At 65.4% G+C, this 18905-nt stretch carries 16 protein-coding genes and 1 pseudogene; 6 read left to right on the top strand and 11 right to left on the bottom strand.

Annotated features, from left to right (window positions below):
- Positions 1-136: 136 nt before the first annotated feature.
- From AOQ71_RS26200 to hpaR, 6 genes are all read right to left on the bottom strand, one after another.
- A complete protein-coding gene (locus tag AOQ71_RS26200) occupies positions 137-3406 on the bottom strand; it encodes a transglutaminase family protein (RefSeq protein ID WP_057752971.1) in 3270 nt (1089 codons plus the stop codon).
- A gap of 213 nt (positions 3407-3619) precedes the next feature.
- Positions 3620-4924 (bottom strand): methyl-accepting chemotaxis protein, encoded by a 1305-nt coding sequence (locus AOQ71_RS26195; protein ID WP_057752970.1) that lies wholly within the window; start codon positions 4922-4924, stop codon positions 3620-3622.
- Positions 4902-5423 (bottom strand): PAS domain-containing protein, encoded by a 522-nt coding sequence (locus AOQ71_RS26190; RefSeq protein ID WP_057752969.1) that lies wholly within the window; start codon positions 5421-5423, stop codon positions 4902-4904. Before AOQ71_RS26190 ends, AOQ71_RS26195 begins: the two co-directional genes overlap by 23 nt.
- A gap of 174 nt (positions 5424-5597) precedes the next feature.
- Positions 5598-7121, bottom strand: coding sequence for a UxaA family hydrolase (locus AOQ71_RS26185; RefSeq protein ID WP_057752968.1), 1524 nt, complete (start codon positions 7119-7121; stop codon positions 5598-5600).
- Between the two features lie 95 nt (positions 7122-7216).
- Entirely contained in the window at positions 7217-7993 is a 777-nt protein-coding gene (locus AOQ71_RS26180) for an HpcH/HpaI aldolase family protein (protein WP_057752967.1), read from the bottom strand.
- A 179-nt stretch (positions 7994-8172) separates the two neighbouring features.
- Positions 8173-8691, bottom strand: a complete 519-nt coding sequence (gene hpaR / locus AOQ71_RS26175) for a homoprotocatechuate degradation operon regulator HpaR (RefSeq protein ID WP_057752966.1) — start codon at positions 8689-8691, stop codon at positions 8173-8175.
- Positions 8692-8802: 111 nt separating this feature from the next.
- Between hpaR and hpaH the strand changes: the two genes are divergently transcribed.
- The 6 genes from hpaH (at position 8803) to AOQ71_RS26145 (ending at position 15197) form a co-directional block, all read left to right on the top strand.
- Positions 8803-9609 carry a 2-oxo-hept-4-ene-1,7-dioate hydratase gene (gene hpaH / locus AOQ71_RS26170; protein WP_057752965.1) on the top strand — a complete coding sequence of 269 codons (807 nt, stop codon included), beginning with the start codon at positions 8803-8805 and terminating at the stop codon, positions 9607-9609.
- A gap of 24 nt (positions 9610-9633) precedes the next feature.
- Positions 9634-10032 carry a 5-carboxymethyl-2-hydroxymuconate Delta-isomerase gene (locus AOQ71_RS26165; RefSeq protein ID WP_057752964.1) on the top strand — a complete coding sequence of 133 codons (399 nt, stop codon included), beginning with the start codon at positions 9634-9636 and terminating at the stop codon, positions 10030-10032.
- Positions 10025-11563 carry a 5-carboxymethyl-2-hydroxymuconate semialdehyde dehydrogenase gene (gene hpaE / locus AOQ71_RS26160; protein WP_057752963.1) on the top strand — a complete coding sequence of 513 codons (1539 nt, stop codon included), beginning with the start codon at positions 10025-10027 and terminating at the stop codon, positions 11561-11563. The genes AOQ71_RS26165 and hpaE overlap by 8 nt, the downstream gene beginning before the upstream one ends.
- A 125-nt stretch (positions 11564-11688) precedes the next feature.
- Positions 11689-12672 (top strand): 3,4-dihydroxyphenylacetate 2,3-dioxygenase, encoded by a 984-nt coding sequence (gene hpaD, locus AOQ71_RS26155; protein ID WP_057752962.1) that lies wholly within the window; start codon positions 11689-11691, stop codon positions 12670-12672.
- A 3-nt stretch (positions 12673-12675) separates the two neighbouring features.
- A complete protein-coding gene (locus tag AOQ71_RS26150; protein ID WP_057752961.1) occupies positions 12676-13545 on the top strand; it encodes a fumarylacetoacetate hydrolase family protein in 870 nt (289 codons plus the stop codon).
- A 26-nt stretch (positions 13546-13571) separates the two neighbouring features.
- Positions 13572-15197, top strand: coding sequence for a thiamine pyrophosphate-dependent enzyme (locus AOQ71_RS26145; RefSeq protein ID WP_057752960.1), 1626 nt, complete (start codon positions 13572-13574; stop codon positions 15195-15197).
- Positions 15198-15286: 89 nt separating this feature from the next.
- On the opposite strand, the pseudogene AOQ71_RS48525 reads toward AOQ71_RS26145, so the two are convergent.
- The 5 genes and pseudogenes from AOQ71_RS48525 to AOQ71_RS26125 form a co-directional block, all read right to left on the bottom strand.
- Positions 15287-15421: pseudogene (locus tag AOQ71_RS48525) on the bottom strand (alpha-ketoglutarate-dependent dioxygenase AlkB); the annotation flags it as partial.
- A gap of 1 nt (position 15422) precedes the next feature.
- Positions 15423-15928: alpha-ketoglutarate-dependent dioxygenase AlkB (locus tag AOQ71_RS26140; RefSeq protein ID WP_245317170.1), on the bottom strand; the 506-nt coding region annotated here is incomplete at its 3' end.
- A gap of 9 nt (positions 15929-15937) precedes the next feature.
- Entirely contained in the window at positions 15938-16684 is a 747-nt protein-coding gene (locus AOQ71_RS26135; protein WP_057752958.1) for a 2OG-Fe(II) oxygenase, read from the bottom strand.
- A 158-nt stretch (positions 16685-16842) separates the two neighbouring features.
- Positions 16843-17529, bottom strand: a complete 687-nt coding sequence (locus AOQ71_RS26130; protein WP_057752957.1) for a DUF2848 domain-containing protein — start codon at positions 17527-17529, stop codon at positions 16843-16845.
- A complete protein-coding gene (locus AOQ71_RS26125; protein ID WP_057753100.1) occupies positions 17522-18871 on the bottom strand; it encodes an amidase in 1350 nt (449 codons plus the stop codon). Before AOQ71_RS26125 ends, AOQ71_RS26130 begins: the two co-directional genes overlap by 8 nt.
- Positions 18872-18905: the final 34 nt, after the last annotated feature.

Genomic DNA, 18905 nt, shown 5'->3' with positions numbered 1-18905 from the left:
CAGGCAGGCGGCTGTAATCGCGGACCCATTGCGCGAGGCGGCGCTGGCCGTCACGCTGGCCTTGCCCCTTACCTGTCCCCCTGTCCTCTTCGGCTGCGCCCTCGCCCATGCGCCTCTCCCTGCCCCACCATCATACTCATTGCAGGAGCGTGGTTCGCAAGTCGAGGGTCAGGGGAAATTCACTTGTGCGTTCCTCGGGCGGCGGCTGGATCGGCCCCGGCGTATGGCCGTGGTCCTGGAAGCGCGCCAGCCGCCGCGCCTCGGCCTCGTAGGTGTTGACGGGCTTGGTCTCGTAGTTGCGCCCGCCGGGATGGGCGACGTGATAGACGCAGCCACCAAGCGAGCGGCCGTTCCAGCTGTCGATCAGGTCAAAAGTCAGCGGCGCATGGACCGGGATGGTCGGGTGCAGGCCGGAGGCCGGCTGCCAGGCCTTGAAGCGAACGCCGGCCACGGCCTCGGCCGAGCGGCCGGTCGAGGTCATCGGCAGGCGGCGGCCGTTGCAGGTGATAATGTGGCGGCCTTCGACGAAGCCCTCGGCCTTGACCTGGAGCCGCTCGACCGACGAATCGACATAGCGCACCGTGCCGCCGGCCGAGCCTTCCTCACCCAGGACGTGCCAGGGCTCCAGCGCCTGCCGCAGCTCCAACGTCACGCCGCCGTGATGGACGCGGCCGAAGCCGGGGAAGCGGAATTCGAGCTGGGCCAGATACCATTCCGGCTCGAACGCATAGCCGGAGCTTTTCAGCTCGGAGAGAACGTCCTGGAAATCTTCCCAGATGAAATGCGGCAGCATGAAGCGATCATGCAGTGCGGTGCCCCAGCGCACGAACTTGCCTTGTTGCGGCTCGCGCCAGAACTTTGCGATCAGCGCGCGGATCAGCAGCTGCTGCGCCAGCGACATGCGCGGATCGGGCGGCATTTCGAGCGCGCGGAATTCGACGAGGCCGAGACGTCCGGTCGGGCCATCGGGCGAATAGAGCTTGTCGATGCAGATCTCGGAGCGGTGGGTGTTACCGGTGATGTCGACGAGGAGATGCCGGAACAGCCGGTCCACCAGCCACAGCGGCACCTGATAGCCCGGCGGCGGCACGTGCGAGAGCGCGATCTCGAGCTCGTAGATGCTGTCGTGGCGGGCTTCATCGATGCGCGGCGCCTGGCTGGTCGGGCCGATGAAGAGACCCGAGAAGAAGTACGACAGCGACGGATGCCGCTGCCAGTACAAAACGAGGCTCTTCAAGAGATCGGGCCGGCGCAGGAAGGGCGAATCCTGCGGACTCGAGCCGCCGATCACGACGTGGTTGCCGCCGCCGGTGCCGGTGTGGCGGCCGTCGAGCAGAAAACGATTGGCGCCGAGACGGACCTTGCCGGCGTCCTCATAGAGGCCCGAGGTGATCTCGACCGCATCGCGCCAGCTCTGTGCCGGCTGGATGTTGACCTCGATCACGCCGGGGTCGGGCGTCACCTTGATGACCTCGATGCGCGGATCGAACGGCGGTGCATAGCCCTCGACATGGACCTGGAGCTGCATCTCCTCGGCGGTGGCCTCGATCGCCGCGATCAGTTCGAGATAATCCTCGATGCGCTCGACCGGCGGCATGAAGGCGCAGATCACGCCGTCGCGGACTTCGATCGACAGCGCGGTGCGGACGGGAATGGATGTGTTGAGATGCTCGGGCGCGGCGCGCGGCGGCGCTTTCGGACGCTCCGGGAGCGTGAACACCGGCAGCTTGCCGCGCGCCTCCATCGGGTCCTGCTCGACGATGTAGGGATATTGATTGGGCGGGACATAGCCGAGCGAGCCGAGCGGCAACCGCAGGCCGAGCGGTGAATCGCCCGGCGAGAGAAACAGGTGGCCGCGCCGGAGTTGCCAGCGCTCGCTGCGCCAGCGCGGCGGCGCGTTCCAGCGCTGCACCGGCAGCACGAAGCCGCGCGGCGCGCGGAGGCCCTGGTTGAACACCCGCGCCATGCGGGCGCGCGCTTCGGGATCGGACAATTTCGAGTCGGACGGGTCAACGTTGATCGGAAGCTCGGCTTCCTTCTGGAGCCAGTAGACCGTGTCCTCATAGGCCGGAATGATGTAGCCGGGATCGAGCCCGAGCCGTGCCGCCGTGCCCTCGATGAAATCCTCGGCATCCTCGGTCTGGGCCCGCCTGGGATTCTCGATTTTCGCGATGAGGTCGGCGTTCTTCCAGATCGGCACGCCGTCCTTGCGCCAGTAGAGACCAAAGGCCCAGCGCGGCAGGCTCTCGCCCGGATACCATTTGCCCTGGCCGTAATGCAGCAGGCCGCCCGGTGCGAAGCGATGGCGCAGACGGCGGATCAGTTCGTCGCCGAGCGTGCGCTTGGTCGGACCGACGGCTTCCGTATTCCATTCCGCCGCTTCGAGATCGTCGACGGACACGAAGGTCGGCTCGCCGCCCATGGTGAGCCGCACGTCCTGCGCGGCGAGATCGCCGTCGACCTGCTCGCCGAGATCATTGAGGCGCGCCCAGGACTCGTCCGAGAATGGCTTTGTGATGCGCGGCGCTTCGCGGATGCGCTTCACGCTCATGTCGAAGGAGAACTCGACCTCGGCAAAGCCGGCGCCGCCCGAGATCGGCGCGGCCGAGCGGTAATGCGGCGTGGCGGCAACGGGGATGTGCCCCTCTCCGGCCAGCATGCCCGAGGTCGCGTCTAACCCGATCCAGCCCGCGCCCGGCAGATAGACCTCGGCCCAGGCGTGGAGATCGGTGAAATCGTTCTCGACCTCGGGCGGCCCCTCGATCGGATCGATGTCGGGGCGGATCTGGATCAGATAGCCGGAGACGAAGCGGGCGGCGAGGCCGAGATGGCGAAAGGTCTGGATCAGCAGCCAGGCGGAGTCGCGGCATGAGCCGGCGCAGGAGGTGAGCGTCTCCTCCGGCGTCTGCACGCCGGGCTCCATGCGGATGATGTAGCTGATCTTCTTCTGCAGCTCGCGATTGAGCTCGACCAGGAAGTTGACCGTGTTCGGCGCTTCGCGCGGGATCGAGGCCAGATATTTTGCAAAGGCCGGATCAGGCTTGATGGTCTCGAGATACGGCGCCAGTTCGGTCTTGAGATCCCTGGGATACTCGAAGGGGAAGCTGTCGGCATAGGGCTCGACGAAGAAGTCGAACGGGTTGACCGTCGTCATCTGCGCGGTGAAGTCGACCTCGAATTTCAGCTCGGTGGTCTTCTCCGGAAAGACGTAGCGTGCCAGCCAGTTGCCCTGCGGGTCCTGCTGCCAGTTCACGAAATGATTGGATGGCGTGACCTTGAGCGAATAGCTCAGGATCGGCGTCCGCGTGTGCGGCGCCGGCCGCAGGCGGATGGTCTGCGGTCCCAGATCGATCGGGCGGTCGTATTTGTAGTGCGTGACGTGGTGTAATGCGACGTAGATCGACACGGGGTACGGTGCTCCAGCAGCTTTTTTGAGCAGAACACCTGACGTCAATGCGATCAAGCACTAACAACGGGCAGAGGGTGCCTATGAAGTATCCCTCATGTCCCTGTAGCCCGGATGGAGCGAAGCGTAATCCGGGGTTCTTCAGGATGGACCGCCCCGGATTGCGCTTCGCTCCATCCGGGCTACGGGAGCCCGGCGACCTCTGCGGCCGCGCTACGCCGCCGAGGTCAGCCTTTGCAAAAACTGCGTCACCTCGCGCCGGAGAGTCTCGACCTCGCCGTGGACGCGCTCGGAGGCGCTGTTGACGCGGGCTGCGACGCGGCCGGTGTCGGCGGCGGCCTCGCTGATGCCCGTCACATTGGAGGACATCTGCGCGGTGCCGGCCGAGGCTTCCTGAACGTTGCGGGCGATCTCCCGGGTGGCGAGACCCTGCTGCTCGATCGAGGTCGCGATCGAGGCGGTGATGCCGTTGATCTCGGCGATGGTCTGCGCGATCGCCTCGACGGCCGCGACCGAGTTGGTGGTCGATTGCTGCATCTCGCCGACCTTGGCGCTGATCTCCTCGGTCGCCCTGGCGGTCTGGTTGGCGAGGCTCTTGACCTCGGAAGCCACGACCGCAAAGCCGCGGCCGGCCTCACCGGCACGCGCCGCCTCGATGGTGGCATTGAGCGCGAGCAGATTGGTCTGCGAAGCAATCTCGCTGATCAGCTTGACGACGTCGCCGATCCGCAGCGCGGCATCCGCCAGGTTTCGGATCTCGCTGCCGGCGCGGTTCGCTTCAGTCACGGCGCGGCCCGTGCTCGCGGTCGAGCCGGTGACCTGGCGGCCGATCTCGGCGATCGAGGATGCGAGCTGCTCGGCGGCACTGGCGACGGTCGCGACGTTGCGCGAGGCCTGGTCGGAGGCGCTGAGCACGCCGGAGGTCTGACGGCTGGTCTTCTCGGCTGCGGTCGCCATCTGGCCGGCGTCGGATTCGAGATCCGTTGCCGCGCCCATCAGCGTGCCGGCGACGGCGTCGAGATGAGTACCGAACTGTCGTGCGAGATCGCCGATCTCGACCACGCGGCGGCCGAGGCTGTCGGTGCCGGAATTGATGACGGCGGCCGAACGGCGGAACGAGCCGGGCAGACCGCGCGCGAGGATCTTGCGGAAATACTTGCCTCGGCTGGCATAGTCCATCGACGCCGAAGCTTCTCGGACGAAGGCGTCGGTGATGTCGAGCATGTCGTTGACCGATTTCTGGATCGATCCGATCCGGCCGGCCTGACGATCGCTCAGGATACGCGCTTCGAGATCGCCGTGCGAGGCCTTGCGGCAGACATCGGCCACCTCGGCGACGGCCACCGCCGTGCGATGCTGGCACCAGACGGCGTAGCCGAGCAGCGCGACGGTTGCGCCGAGCAATGCCGCAGCGAAAAGTCCGGTCACGCCAAGAAGCGAGAGGACGAGCGCGACCACGGCAAAAACCCACGCGAGCGCGGCCGCTCCCTGCGCCTTAGAGAGAGAGCACAAATTCATCGTAACCGACACCCTGTTGCTTTAGGAGTCCGACCATCGCATCGAAGCTCGCATGCATGCCGTCCTTGGCATTGGCGTGCCGCGCCTCCTCAGTGCACAGCGTCTTGTAGATCGGCTTGATCCGCTCGATCTGGACGGGATCGGGCTTGCGACGGTTGGAGTGATAGCCGACAATATTGCCGCGCTCGTCGAAGGTCGGCGTGACGTGCGCGAATACCCAGTAATGGCTGCCGTCCTTCGCCAGATTGACGACATAGGCGAAGATCTCCTGCCTGGATTGCAGCGTGTCCCACAGCAACTTGAAGACGGCGCGCGGCATCTCGGGATGGCGGATCAGGCTGTGGGGCGCGCCCATCAGCTCCGCGTAGCTGTACTTCGCCATGCGGACGAAGACGTCGTTGGCGTAAGTGATGCGGCCCTTCAGATCGGTCTTCGACACGATCAGCTCTTCCTCGCCGAGGAAACTCTCCACGCCGGTCGGTCGTATCGCACGCGTCATCTCGCCCAATCCCTCGCGAAGGGGCAGCGCCTTGAGGAGTCGAGCCCGCTTCGATTCAGGATTACGGCAGCAAATATTAATCAGCGGTGAGCACGGGAACCCGTGCGATCAAATGACGCCTACGTATGATTACGTAGCCGGCGGCCTGCTGTGTCCAGCTACCGCCGCGCGCGATCACATCGTTGCGCCAAGCACCCAGGGCGCGAACTCGGCGCCGCCGAAATCGAAGCTTTCGCTCTTGGTCGGCTGGCCGGAGGCGGTCTTCAGGATGAGATCGAAGATGCGCTCGCCGCATTGCTGGACGCTCTCCTCGCCTTCGAGGATGGTGCCACAATTGACGTCCATGTCCTCTTCCATGCGCTTGTACATCGGCGTGTTGGTGGCGAGCTTGATCGAGGGCGCCGGCTTGCAGCCGAACACGCTGCCGCGCCCGGTGGTGAAGCAGACGAGGTTGGCGCCGCCGGCGACCTGCCCCGTTGCTGCGACGGGGTCGTAGCCGGGCGTGTCCATGAAGACAAAGCCCTTCTTTGTGACGGGCTCGGCGTAGCGCAGCACCTCGACGAGGTTGGTGGTGCCGGCCTTGGCCATCGCGCCGAGCGACTTTTCCAGAATCGTGGTGAGGCCGCCGGCCTTGTTGCCGGGGCTCGGGTTGGCGTTCATCTCGGCGCCTTCCCGCGCGGTGTATTCGTCCCACCAGCGCATGAGATCGACCAGCTTCTCGCCAACCTCGCGGCTGACGGCGCGGCGCGTCAAGAGATGCTCGGCGCCATAGGTCTCGGGCGTCTCCGACAGGATCACGGTGCCGCCGTGGCGCACGATGAGGTCGCTGGCCGCACCCAGCGCCGGGTTGGCCGAGACACCGGAATAGCCGTCCGAGCCGCCGCATTGCAGCGCCACGGTGAGCTCGCTCGCGGGCACGCTCTCGCGCCTGACCTTGTTGGCGTCGGTCAGCGCCTCGCGCACGAAGGCAATGCCGGCTTCAACGGTCTTGCGGGTGCCGCCGACCTCCTGGATGTCCATCGCGCGCAGGCGGCCGGCGAGCTTCTGCTCTTCCATCAGGCCGCCGATCTGGTTCACCTCGCAGCCGAGGCCGAGCACGATGACGTGGGAGAAATTGACGTGCCGCGCATAGCCGCCGAGCGTGCGGCGGAGCAGCGCGAGCGGCTCGTTCTGCGTCATGCCGCAGCCGGTCTTGTGCGTCAGGGCGACGACGCCGTCGACGTTCGGAAACTCCGCCAGCGGATTGTCGCCCGTGAAGGGATTCTTCTTGAAGACGTCGGCGACGAGGCCAGCGACATGTGCGCTGCAATTCACCGAGGTGAGGATGCCGATATAATTGCGCGTGGCGACGCGGCCGTCCGGACGGCGGATGCCTTCGAAGGTCGCGGGCAGGTCGAAATTGGGCGTCGGCTTGACGTCGGCGCAATAGGCGTAGTCCTTGGCGAAATCCCCCATGCCGATGTTCTGCACGTGCACGTGCTGGCCCGGCGCGATCGCCTTCGTCGCAAAGCCGATGATCTGGCCATAGCGGATCACGGGCTCGCCCACCGCGAACGGCTTGATCGCGACCTTGTGGCCGGAGGGAATGCGCTCGACCGTGGTGACGCCGTCGGCCACCAATGTTCCCGGCGGCAGGATGGCGCGCGCGATCAGCACGCCATCATCGGGATGCAGGCGGATGACGGGGCTGATGGTCATGGGAGTCTCCTTCGGAGGCGAGTAGCGAATGTCGAGTGGCGAATGGAAAAGGGAGCAGCCGTTCGCTACTCCCCATTCGCCATTCGCGAGACTTGTCAGGCCTTGCCGCCGGAATCCTTGCGGGTGGCGTTGACCTGCATCCTTGCATAGGTGGTCATCATGCCGACCTCGTTCGACAGCGTCACGAGCTTGAAGCCCATGTTGATGGCGCGTGCTGCGCCTTCGGCGCCGCTGCAATGGATCCCGGGGTTGAGGCCGCGCTTGCCGCATTCCTTGATGATCTTGTCGTAGATCGCCAGGATCTCGGGCTCGGTGCGGTCGAGCTTCGGCTCCAGGCCGTAGGAGAAGCCGAGGTCGGACGGGCCGACATAGACGCCGTCGATGCCCTCGACGTCGAGGATCGCTTCCATGTTCTCGACCGCGGTCCTGGTCTCCATCATCGGCAGCAGGATGGTGTCGGCATTGGCGGTCTTCTGGTACGAGCCCGCGGTGCCGTACATGCCGGCGCGGATCGGGCCGTTGGAACGGACGCCCTGCGGCGGATATTTCGAATAGGAAACCAGGTTCCTGGCTTCCTGCGGCGTGTTGACCATCGGGCAGATCACGCCATAGGCGCCGCCATCGAGCACCTTGCCGATGATGCCCGGCTCGTTCCAGGGCACGCGGACCATCGGGGTGACCGGGTGCTTGTCCATGGCCTGGAAGCACTGCACCATCGACAGATAGTCCTGCACGCCGTGCTGCATGTCGACGGTGACGCTGTCGAAGCCGCATTGCGCGATCATCTCAGCCGAGAAGCCGGAGGGAATGGCGAGCCACGCGTTGACCACGGCCTTGCCCGACTTCCAGATTTCCTTGACCTTGTTCGCCACGTTGCCTTCCTTCTTGTTGCTTCGACCGCTGTTTCGATCTTCGTCACCATGACGAGCGCCGCGACAGCGCGATCCTGCCTTCCGGTGCCGATTTTGGACGGATCAGCTTGGGCGGCACTTTGAGCGAAAAACGGCGGCAATGTCCATGGCTGTTGCCGCGCTGGCACGCATATCTGGTTTCACTCCTCGGCACTTGCCTCATCGCTCGCGCCAAGCTCCGCAAGGCTCCGCTCGAGCTCTGCAAGCATCTCCTGCAATTCAGCGAGCTTGCGTGCGCCGAAGCGCCGCGTGATCTCGGCATAGATCGCTTCCGAGGATGGCGCAACGGAGGCCATCAGCTTCACGCCCTCTTTCGAGATCGAGACCATGCTGCGGCGCTGGTCGGCCTTCGCCGTCCTGCGCTCGATCAAATTGCGCGCCTCGAGATCGCGCAGGATGCGCGAGAGGCTTGGCCCCAGGAGAAAAGCGGTGCGCGCGAGTTCCGTGACCTCGGCGGCCTCGATGGCGGCCAGCGCGCGCAGGATGCGCCATTGCTGCTCGGTCAGGCCATGTTCGCGCAGCGAGGGACGGAACTGCCGCATCACCGCCTCGCGCGCTCGCAGCAGCGACATCGGCAGCGAACGCGAGAAGTCGCGCATCGGCACTTGCCGGGCGGCGGGCGCGCTTGCGCTGATCGGATCAGCCGGTCTCTTCGCCATGATACCCTTTCAGACCACCAAACGTTTGCAGTGCAGCAAGCCCGATTTGTGTTTGACGCATTCACTTAACATGTTAAGCATCTCCGGGCACCACGTTTTGTAAGATCACGGATGGCGCTTTCCAACGACGATATCCAAGCTTGCGCGGCCCGTCTGCACCAGGCGGAGAAGACCCGCGTGCAGATCCGGCAGCTGTCGCAGGATTTCCCGGAGATCACCATCGCCGATGCCTACGCGATTCAGAAGGCATGGGTCGACATCAAGATCGCCGAGGGGCGGATCGTCAAAGGCCACAAGATCGGCCTGACCTCGAAGGCGATGCAAAGCGCGCTTGACATCAACGAGCCCGATTCCGGCGTGCTGCTCGACGACATGTTCTTCACAGATGGCGGGATCGTTCCGACCGACCGCTTCATCGCGACGCGGATCGAAGCCGAGCTCGCCTTCGTCATGAGCCAACGCTTGGCGGGGCCGGACTGCACGATGTTCGACGTGCTCAACGCCACCGACTTCGTGGTGCCGGCGCTGGAGATCCTGGACACGCGGATCGAGCGCGTCGATGCCAAGACCAAGGCGACGCGCAAGATCTACGACACCATCGCCGACAATGCGGCCAATGCTGGCATCGTACTCGGCGGACGGCCAATCCGTCCGCTCGAGGCTGACCTGCGCTGGATCGGTGCGCTCTGCTTCAGGAACGGCCAGCTGGAAGAGACCGGCCTTGCCGCCGGCGTGCTCAATCATCCCGCAACCGCGGTTGCCTGGCTTGCCAACAAGATCGCGCCGCTCGGCCTTGCGCTCGAGCCCGGCCAGGTCGTGCTCGCCGGCTCCTTCATCCGCCCCATCGAGACCCGCAAGGGCGACACAATTCAAGCTGATTACGGTGCCTACGGCTCGGTCAGCTGCTACTTCGCTTAAGACGACCTAAGGAGTGAAACCGCCATGCCGCATTTCACGATCGAATATTCGGCCAATCTCGATGACCGCCTCGACATCGGCGCGGTGTGCGAGGTCGTGCGCAAAGCGGCGGTCGAAACCGGTATCTTCCCGCTCGGCGGCATCCGTGTTCGCGCCATCAAATGCGAGCATTACGCGATCGCAGATGGCAGGCACGATTACGGCTTCCTCGACATGGTGCTGCGCATCGGCGAGGGCCGCGATCTGCCGACCCGCCAGAAAGCCGGCGAGCACGTCTTCCAGGCGCTCGCAAAGCATCTCGATCCGGTCTTCGCCGCCGGCAAGTTCGCTCTGTCGTTCGACATGCAGATCAACGACAAGGACACCAGCTGGAAGCGCAACAACATCCACGACGCCCTGAAAGTGGAAGCCGCCCATGGATAAGCCCGCTCCAAAAGCCGACGTATTCCAGGCCAATCGCGACCGCGTCGCGCCGCTGCTGAAGAAACTCAGGGCGGACGGCATCGGTCACATGATCGACGGCAAGATCGTGCCGTCGATATCAGGCGAGACTTTTGAGACCAAGTCCCCGGTTGATGGCGCCGTGCTCGCCAGCGTCGCGCGCGGCAATGCCGAGGACATCGATGCCGCGGCTACAGCCGCGGCGCTTGCCTTCAAGTCCTGGCGCGACATGGGACCGGCGATGCGGCGCAAGCTGCTGCATCGCGTTGCCGATGCGATCGAGGACAATGCCGAGGACATCGCGGTGCTCGAATGCATCGACACGGGACAAGCCTATCGCTTTATGGCGAAAGCCGCGATCCGTGCCGCCGAGAACTTCCGCTTCTTCGCCGACAAATGCGCCGAAGCGCGCGACGGCCTCAACACGCCGAGCGACGAGCACTGGAACATCTCGACCCGCGTGCCGATCGGCCCGGTTGGCGTGATCACGCCGTGGAATACGCCGTTCATGCTCTCGACCTGGAAGATCGCCCCCGCGCTCGCCGCCGGCTGCACCGTCGTGCACAAGCCAGCCGAGTGGTCGCCGGTGACGGCGGCCATTCTGGCGCGGCTGGTCAAGGAAGCCGGCGTGCCCGACGGCGTGCTCAACACCGTGCACGGTTTTGGCGAAGAGGCCGGCAAGGCGTTGACCGAGCACCCCGCCATCAAGGCGATCGGCTTCGTCGGTGAGAGCGCGACGGGCTCGGCGATCATGGTGCAGGGCGCGCCGACGCTGAAGCGCGTGCATTTCGAGCTCGGCGGCAAGAACCCCGTCATCGTGTTCGACGACGCCGATCTCGACCGCGCGCTCGATGCCGTCGTGTTCATGATCTACTCCCTCAATGGCGAGCGCTGCACCTCGTCGAGCCGCCTGCTGATCCAGCAGAACATTGCCGAGAAATTCGTTGAGAAGCTGACCGCGCGCGTGAAGGCGCTGAAGGTCGGCCATCCCCTCGATCCCGCCACCGAGATCGGGCCGCTGATCCACGAGCGGCACCTCGCAAAGGTCTGCTCCTATTTCGACGTCGCGCGCCAGGACGGCGCGACCATCGCCGTCGGCGGCAAGGCTTATGACGGTCCGGGCGGCGGACATTATGTCGAGCCGACCTTGGTGACAGGCGCGCACGGCAGGATGCGCGTGGCGCAGGAGGAGGTGTTCGGCCCCTTCCTCACCGTGTTGCCGTTCACGGACGAAGTCGACGCCATCGCGATCGCCAACGACATCCGCTATGGCCTCACCGGCTATGTCTGGACCAACAATGTCGGCCGCGCCTTGCGCGTCGCCGACGCGCTGGAAGCCGGCATGATCTGGCTGAACTCGGAGAACGTCCGCCATCTGCCGACGCCGTTCGGCGGCATGAAGGCCTCAGGCATCGGCCGCGACGGCGGCGATTACTCGTTCGATTTCTACATGGAAACCAAGCATGTCTCGCTGGCGCGGGGTACGCACAGGATTCAGAAACTGGGAATTTAGAACCGCCGTCGTTCCGGGACTACGGGACCGCGCGAGCGCGGCCCGGAGGACCCGGAACCTCGAGATTCCGGGTTCGGTCCTGCGGACCGCCCCGGAATGACGGGGCCTAACGAGGGGAAACGCCAATGCCGGTACCGCAACATATCTTTGAGCCGCCGTTCAACATCATCCGCTCGAGCCACGTCGTGCTCGACGTCACCGATCTGAAGCTGAGCCGCGAGTTCTACGAGATCACCGTCGGCCTGCATGTCGAGGATGCCGACGACAACGTCGTATACATGCGCGCCGCCGAGGAGCATCAGCACCACTCGCTGGTGCTGTGGAAAGCTGCGGCGCCGGCCTGCGCCCGGCTCGGCTTCAAGGTCGGCAATGACGGCGATCTCGACAAGGCCGCGAAGTTTCTGTCCGAAAACGGCCTCGCCCATGCCTTCGTCGATCAGCCGTTCCAGGGCCGCACGCTGCAATTCACCGATCCCTTCGGCTTCCAGATCGAGCTCTATGCCTCGATGGAGCGGCGGCCGCATCTCTTGCGCCGCTACGACCTCTACCGGGGCTGCCACCCGCAGCGGCTCGATCATTTCAACGTCTTCGCCGCCGAAGTGCAGGACACAGTCGACTTCTATGCGCGGCTCGGCTTCCGCCTCACTGAATACGCCGAGGAAGATGGACCGAACGGCCGCATCGCCGCCGCCTGGATGCATCGCAAGGGCAACGTCCATGACTTTGCGATCACGAATGGCAAGGGCCCCCGCCTGCACCATTTTGCGTACTGGACGCCGACGGCGATGAACATCATCCATCTCTGCGACGTGATGGCTTCACAGGGCTTTGTGAAGAACATCGAGCGCGGCCCTGGCCGCCACGGCATCTCGAACGCGTTCTTCCTCTACGTCCGCGATCCCGATGGCCACCGCCTCGAGCTCTACACCAGCGATTATTTCACCGGGGATCACGACCACGAGCCGCTGCGCTGGTCGCTGCGCGACCCGCGCCGCCAGACGCTGTGGGGCGCACCTGCCCCCCGCTCCTGGTTCGAACAGGGCTCGCCGTTCACGGGCCAGGCCGTGCGCGAGCCGAAATTCGTGGCCGACGTGCTGGTGGCGGATTAAGCGATGAAACTCCCTCGCCTCGCTACCTATTCCGTCAAGGGTGAAACCCGCTACGGCGCCGTCCTGGAGGGCGGCATCGTCGATCTCTCGGCGCGCTACGCCAAGGATTATCCGACGCTGCGCGAGGTGATCGCCGCCGGCAAGCACGTGCCCCTCGCCGAAGAGGCCGCCAGCCGTACGCCGGTTCACGCGCTCGGCGAGATCACATGGCTGCCGCCGGTGCCCGCGCCGGAAAAGATCATCTGCATCGGGGTCAACTATCCCGACCGCAACGCCGAGTACAAGGACGGCCAGGAGGCGCCGAAATATCCCAGCATGTTCATGCGCTCGCCCCGCTCCTTCGTCGGCCACGACACGCCGCTGGTGCGCCCGCGCGCGTCCGCGCAGCTCGACTATGAAGGCGAGATCGTGCTGGTGATCGGCAAGGCCGGCCGGCACATCAAGCAGAGCGCTGCGCTCGATCACGTCGCCGCGCTGACGCTCTGCAACGAAGGCTCGGTGCGCGACTGGCTGCGCCACGCCAAGTTCAACGTCACGCAAGGCAAGAACTTTGATTCCAGCGGCAGCCTCGGGCCGTGGCTGGTGCCCTACATCAGGGAAGCGCAGATCGCCGACATCAGGCTGACCACGCATGTCAATGGCGAGCTGCGTCAAGACGACCGTACCAGCCGGCTGATGTTTCCGTTCCGCTATCTCATCAGCTATATCTCGACCTTCGCGACGCTGGTCCCCGGCGATATCATCGTCACGGGCACGCCGACCGGCGCGGGTGCGCGGTTCGATCCGCCGCGCTACCTGAAGCCCGGCGACGTCATCGAGGTCGCGGCCGAGGGTATCGGAGTTTTACGCAACGGCGTCGTCGACGAAGCCTGAGACAACAACACGAATGGAATGATGCAATGACCACCCTGACCGGCGGCGAAGCGATCGTAAGCGGGCTCGTCGCCCATGGCGTCGACACCGTGTTCGGCCTGCCGGGCGCGCAGGTCTACGGCCTGTTCGACGCCTTCCACCAGGCTCAGCTCAAGGTGATCGGCGCGCGGCACGAACAGGCCTGCGGCTACATGGCGTTTGGCTATGCGCGCGCGAGCGGCCGACCCGGCGTGTTCAGCGTCGTGCCCGGCCCCGGCGTGCTCAATGCCAGCGCGGCGCTGCTCACCGCTTACGGCTGCAACGAGCCGGTGCTGTGCGTCACCGGACAAGTGCCGACGCAGTTTCTGGGCAAGGGGCGCGGCCATCTGCACGAGATGCCGGACCAGCTCGCGACCTTGCGCAGCTATGTGAAATGGGCCGATAGAATCGAAGCTCCTGCCAATGCACCGACGACGGTGGCGCGCGCCTTCCAGGAAATGATGTCCGGCCGACGCGGCCCCGCCTCGGTGGAGATGCCCTGGGATATCTTTACGCAGCGCGCGGACACCGCCGCTGCGCAAGTGCTGGAGCCCCTGCCTGCGCCGCTCCCAGACCCCGATGCGATCAAGCAGGCCGCAGCGCTGATCAAGGCCAGCAAAGCACCGATGATCTTCGTCGGCAGCGGCGCGATCGAGGCAGGCGAGGAAATCCTCGAGCTCGCCGAGATGATCGATGCGCCCGTGGTCGCCTTCCGCAGCGGCCGCGGCATTGTCTCCAATGCACACGAGCTTGGCCTGACCATGGCCGCCGCCTACAAGCTATGGGCCAAGACGGACCTGATGATCGGCATCGGCACGCGGCTGGAATTGCCGACGATGTCGCGCTGGCCTTATCGGCCGGACGGATTGAAGAGCATCCGGATCGATATCGATCCGGTCGAGATGCGGCGCTTCATTTCGGACGCTGCCATCGTTGCCGATGCCAAGGCCGCGACCGCCGATCTCGTCGCCGCCGTCAGCAAGGTCAGCCACAGCAGGATCGCCGGCCGCCGCGGGGCGATCCGCGAGGCGACCGCGACGGCGCTGGCAGAGATCCAGCGCGTCCAGCCGCAGATGGCGTATCTCAACATTTTGCGCGAGGTGCTGCCGGCGAACGCGATCGTCACCGACGAGCTGTCGCAGTTCGGCTTTGCCTCCTGGTACGGCTTTCCGATCTACCAGCCGCGGACCTTCATCACCTCTGGCTATCAGGGCACGCTCGGTTCGGGCTTCCCGACGGCGTTAGGGGCCAAAGTCGCCAGTCCCGACAAGCCGGTGGTTGCGATTACCGGCGACGGCGGCTTCATGTTTGGCGTGCAGGAGCTGGCCACCGCCGTGCAGTTCAACATCGGCGTGGTGACGCTGGTGTTCAACAACAACGCCTATGGCAATGTCCGCCGCGACCAGCGCGAACGCTTTGACGGCCGCGTGGTGGCATCCGATCTGGTCAATCCTGACTTCGTCAAGCTCGCGGAGTCCTTTGGCGTGGCATCCGCGCGCGTCACGGCGCCGGACCAGTTCAAGTCCGCGATGGAGAAGGCGCTCGCCCATCGCGGGCCGTATCTGATCTCGATCGAGGTGACCAGGGATTCGGAAGTCAGCCCGTGGGCGTTCATTCACCCGCCGAAGCCGTAGCTCTGTCATTCCGGGCGCGCGAAAGCGCGAACCCGGAATCTCGAGGTTCCGGATTCGATGCTTCGCATCGCTCCGGAACGACCGCTCTTTCACCGCGTCCGGCGGAACGTCAAATTGATCCTGATACGTCCCAGCAGCGCGTGCTCGCCCTCGGCCAGCGGCGCGACGCCGTGATAGGCGAGCCGGCTCGGCCCGCCCCACACCACGACGTCGCCATGCACAAGNGGCTTGTCGGCGCGCGCCAGGCCGCCGAACAGGAAGGTCGCGGGCAGGCCGAGCGACACCGAGACGATCGGCGCCGAATAGTCCAGCTCGTCCTTGTCCTGATGCAGTGAGAGCCGCGTGCCGGGCTCGTAGCGATTGATCAGGCACGCGTCGGGCGCGAAGTGCCTGAAGCCGCCCTGCTCCGCCGCGCGGCGGGCGAGATCGCGAAACACCGGCGGCATCACCGGCCATGGCGCGCCGGTCTTGGGATCAATGGGATCATAGCGGTAGCCGGTGTGATCGGTGATCCAGCCGCGCTCGCCGCAATTGGTCATGGCCACCGACATCTGGTAGCCTCCGGGCGTGGTCATTCGCCGGAACGGCGACTGCAACACGAAGGCGCGCACCGCTTCGACCAGCTCGCCCTCGATCGGCCTGACGAAGCCGCGCAGCAGCACGGCGCCGTCCGCGATCTGCTCGCGCGACGGTTGGGCTTCGGCAACGCTGTCGAACAAATCAGCCGTCAATGGCTCCGCTCATTTGGCATCATGGAAGATCACACCCAGCGTGTGGCGCTGGCCGGACCTGATCCGGCTGACACCGTGGCGCAGATTAACGCGGTAGGTGCCGCGTGTCCCCTGCACCGGGCGATGGTGCACAGCAAAGGCGACGGCGTCGCCCTGCGTCAATGGAACCACCTCGGCGCGGGACTGCATGCGCGGGCGCTGCTCGGTCAGCACGAACTCGCCGCCGGTGAAATCGCCTCCCGGCTCGGACAGCAGGATCGCGACCTGGAGCGGGAACACATGCTCGCCGTAGAGGTCCTGATGCAGGCAGTTGTAATCGCCGGCCTCATACTGCAGCAGCAGCGGCGTCGGCCGGGCCTGCCCCGCCTCATGGCAGCGCTTCAGGAACGCGACGTGCGAGGTCGGATAGCGGATGTCGATCCCCATCGCCTCGTTCCAGCGGTTGGCGACGCCTTGCAGATGCCTATAGAGCGCCGGGCGCAGCTCCGCGATCGGATCGGGCAGCGGATAGGAGAAATATTTGTACTCGCCGCGGCCAAAGCCGTGGCGGCCCATGACGATACGGCTGCGGAAGTGCGCGTCGTCGGAATAGAGCGCGGCGATGGCGCGGCATTGATCGGGCGTCAGCACGTTCTTCAGGACGGCGCAGCCGTGGGAGTCGAGTTCGGCGGTGATCTGGGGCCAGTCGAGGGTGTCGACGTGGGTGGCGAGGTCGGCGGATGGCTTCTGGTGTGATTTGCGAGCGGTCATTGCCATAACAACCAACTTCGCACGCCCACGTTCATCCGACCACCCGATTTCCGATGACCCGTCTCCTCGTCATTGCGAGCGCAGCGAAGCAATCCAGAATCCCTCCGTGGAACCAGTCTGGATTGCTTCGTCGCAAGGGCTCCTCGCAATGACGCGGAGAGAGTTCAGCCCCGCACCGGCAGCGTCACCACCTCGTAGCCGTGCCTGATGGTCCGCTTCAGCACGGGATCCTCCAGCTCGAAGTCGAAGCGCTCCGCAGGGCGGATGCCGCCCTTGGCCGCAAAGGTGCCACCGAACATGGCGCAGCCGTCGGGGAACTTGCCGCCCGCGAAGCCGCGCGCGATGAGCTCGGCCACCGGCAGCATCGCGTCCAGCGTGCCCTCCTGGTAGAGCACGCGCTGGCCGTTGATGGTGGCGTAGGAGCGCAGGATCATCTTGTCCCAGTGGCCGATGACATCCTCGAGCTCCCACAGCGTGGAGGCGATCGGCTTGTCGCACATCTGCTTGGACACGGTGACGCTGTAGGCCTCGACCTTGCGGTCGGTGTGATCCGAGCCGCAGCCCACGAAGACACGGCCCTGCCAGCCGACCAGCACGAACTCGACCTCGCCTGAGGAATCGCCGCCGGTGCATTCGATGCTGTCTTCCTGGGTCAACCGGCGCGCCGAGGCGCGGTAGTAGATCGGCGTCGAGGCCGGCGGGGCGATACCCATCTCCTGCAGCTCGGCAATGTGCTTGTCGCGCGCGACAGGATCGCGGCCGGTCCATCCGGCGATGACCATCTGGTCGATCGCCAAGGTCAGCGGCGTGGTGGTGTCCTGGGCGTCGATGGTGAAAGTCAGGTCAAACACGAATGACGGCCTCCATGCCGGCAGCAAGTTCAAAAATACGGCGGTCCGAGCCGCCCGCTCCGGCAAGCATCAGGCCGACGGGAACCTCGCCCTCGCGATGCGCCGGCAGCGAGATGGCACAGCCGTCGATCACGTTGATCAGCGTGCAATTGCGCAGCGCGCGCAGGTTTTGCGTCGTGAACGCCTTGTCGTCGGCGAGATCTGCGATCTTCGGCGGCGTGTTGGCGGTAGTCGGGAGCACCAGCGCGTCATAGGGTGCAATGCGGGCATTGACGCGGGCGATCAGCGAGCGGCGCTCGTTGAGCAGATCGATGTAGTCGGCCGCGCTCTGCGCCTCGCCGCGCATGATGCGGACGAAGACGCGGGGATCGTAAACATCGCCCTTGGAGGTGATGAGATAGCGATGCCAGGCATAGCTCTCGGACGCCGCAAAGCCACCCTTGGCGTTCATCGGGCCGATGTCGTGGAATTCGGCCATCTCGATGCGCTCGATGATGGCGCCGTGATCGGCGAGCGATTTCAACGCGCGTTCGAAGGTTTCCGCGACCGGAGCGTCGAGATCGTCGAGCGCAACCGTGGTCGGCACGGCCAGCCGCATGCCCTTCACGGGACGCGGCGTGAGCGCCGTGACCGGCTCGTTCGCCAGCACCGCATCGAGAATGGCGCAGCAGCTGACCGAGCGCGCCAAGGGGCCGATGCTGTCGAGCGAGAACGACAGCGGCACGGAGCCATCCAGCGGCACGCGGCGCTGCGTCGGCTTGTAGCCGACGATGCCGTTATAGGCCGCGGGAATGCGGCAGGAGCCGCCGGTGTCGGTGCCGAGCGCGCCATGGGCCATGCCGTCGAGCACGGAGACCGCCGCGCCCGAGGACGAGCCGCCCGGCACGTGCCCCTCGGCGCGGTTCCAGGCGCCTTTAGGCGTCCCATAATGCGGATTGATACCGATGCCGGAATAGGCGAACTCGGTCATGTTGGTGCGTCCGATCACGACAAAGCCGGCCTTGCGCAGCCGCGCGACCGCCGCCGCATCGTGCTCGGCCGGATCGGAATCGTCGAGCGCACGGGAGCCGGCGCGCGTGGTCTGTCCCTTGATGTCGAACAGATCCTTGATCGAGACCGGGATACCGGCATAGCGCGAGGGCGCCGCCTTGACCTTGCGCAGGGCATCCATGGCATCTGCGGTGGTCAGCGCGGCGTCCTTGTCGACATGGATGAAGGTGCGCGGCCCCTCGCCGGCGGGATCGGCGATCCTGGCGATGCACGCCTCGACCAGTTTTCGGGAGGTGGTACGGCCGCTTTCGAGATCGTCGGCCAGTGTGGCGAGGGTCGGGGCGTTCGGCATGTCTGGTTCGCCTGCGTCGGGCGCGGCCAAAACG

The sequence above is a fragment of the Bradyrhizobium manausense genome, from assembly GCF_001440035.1.
Taxonomy (GTDB): Bacteria; Pseudomonadota; Alphaproteobacteria; order Rhizobiales; family Xanthobacteraceae; genus Bradyrhizobium; species Bradyrhizobium manausense.
Note: the sequence above shows the minus strand (reverse complement) of the source record. Positions and strands in the feature narration are given on the sequence as shown.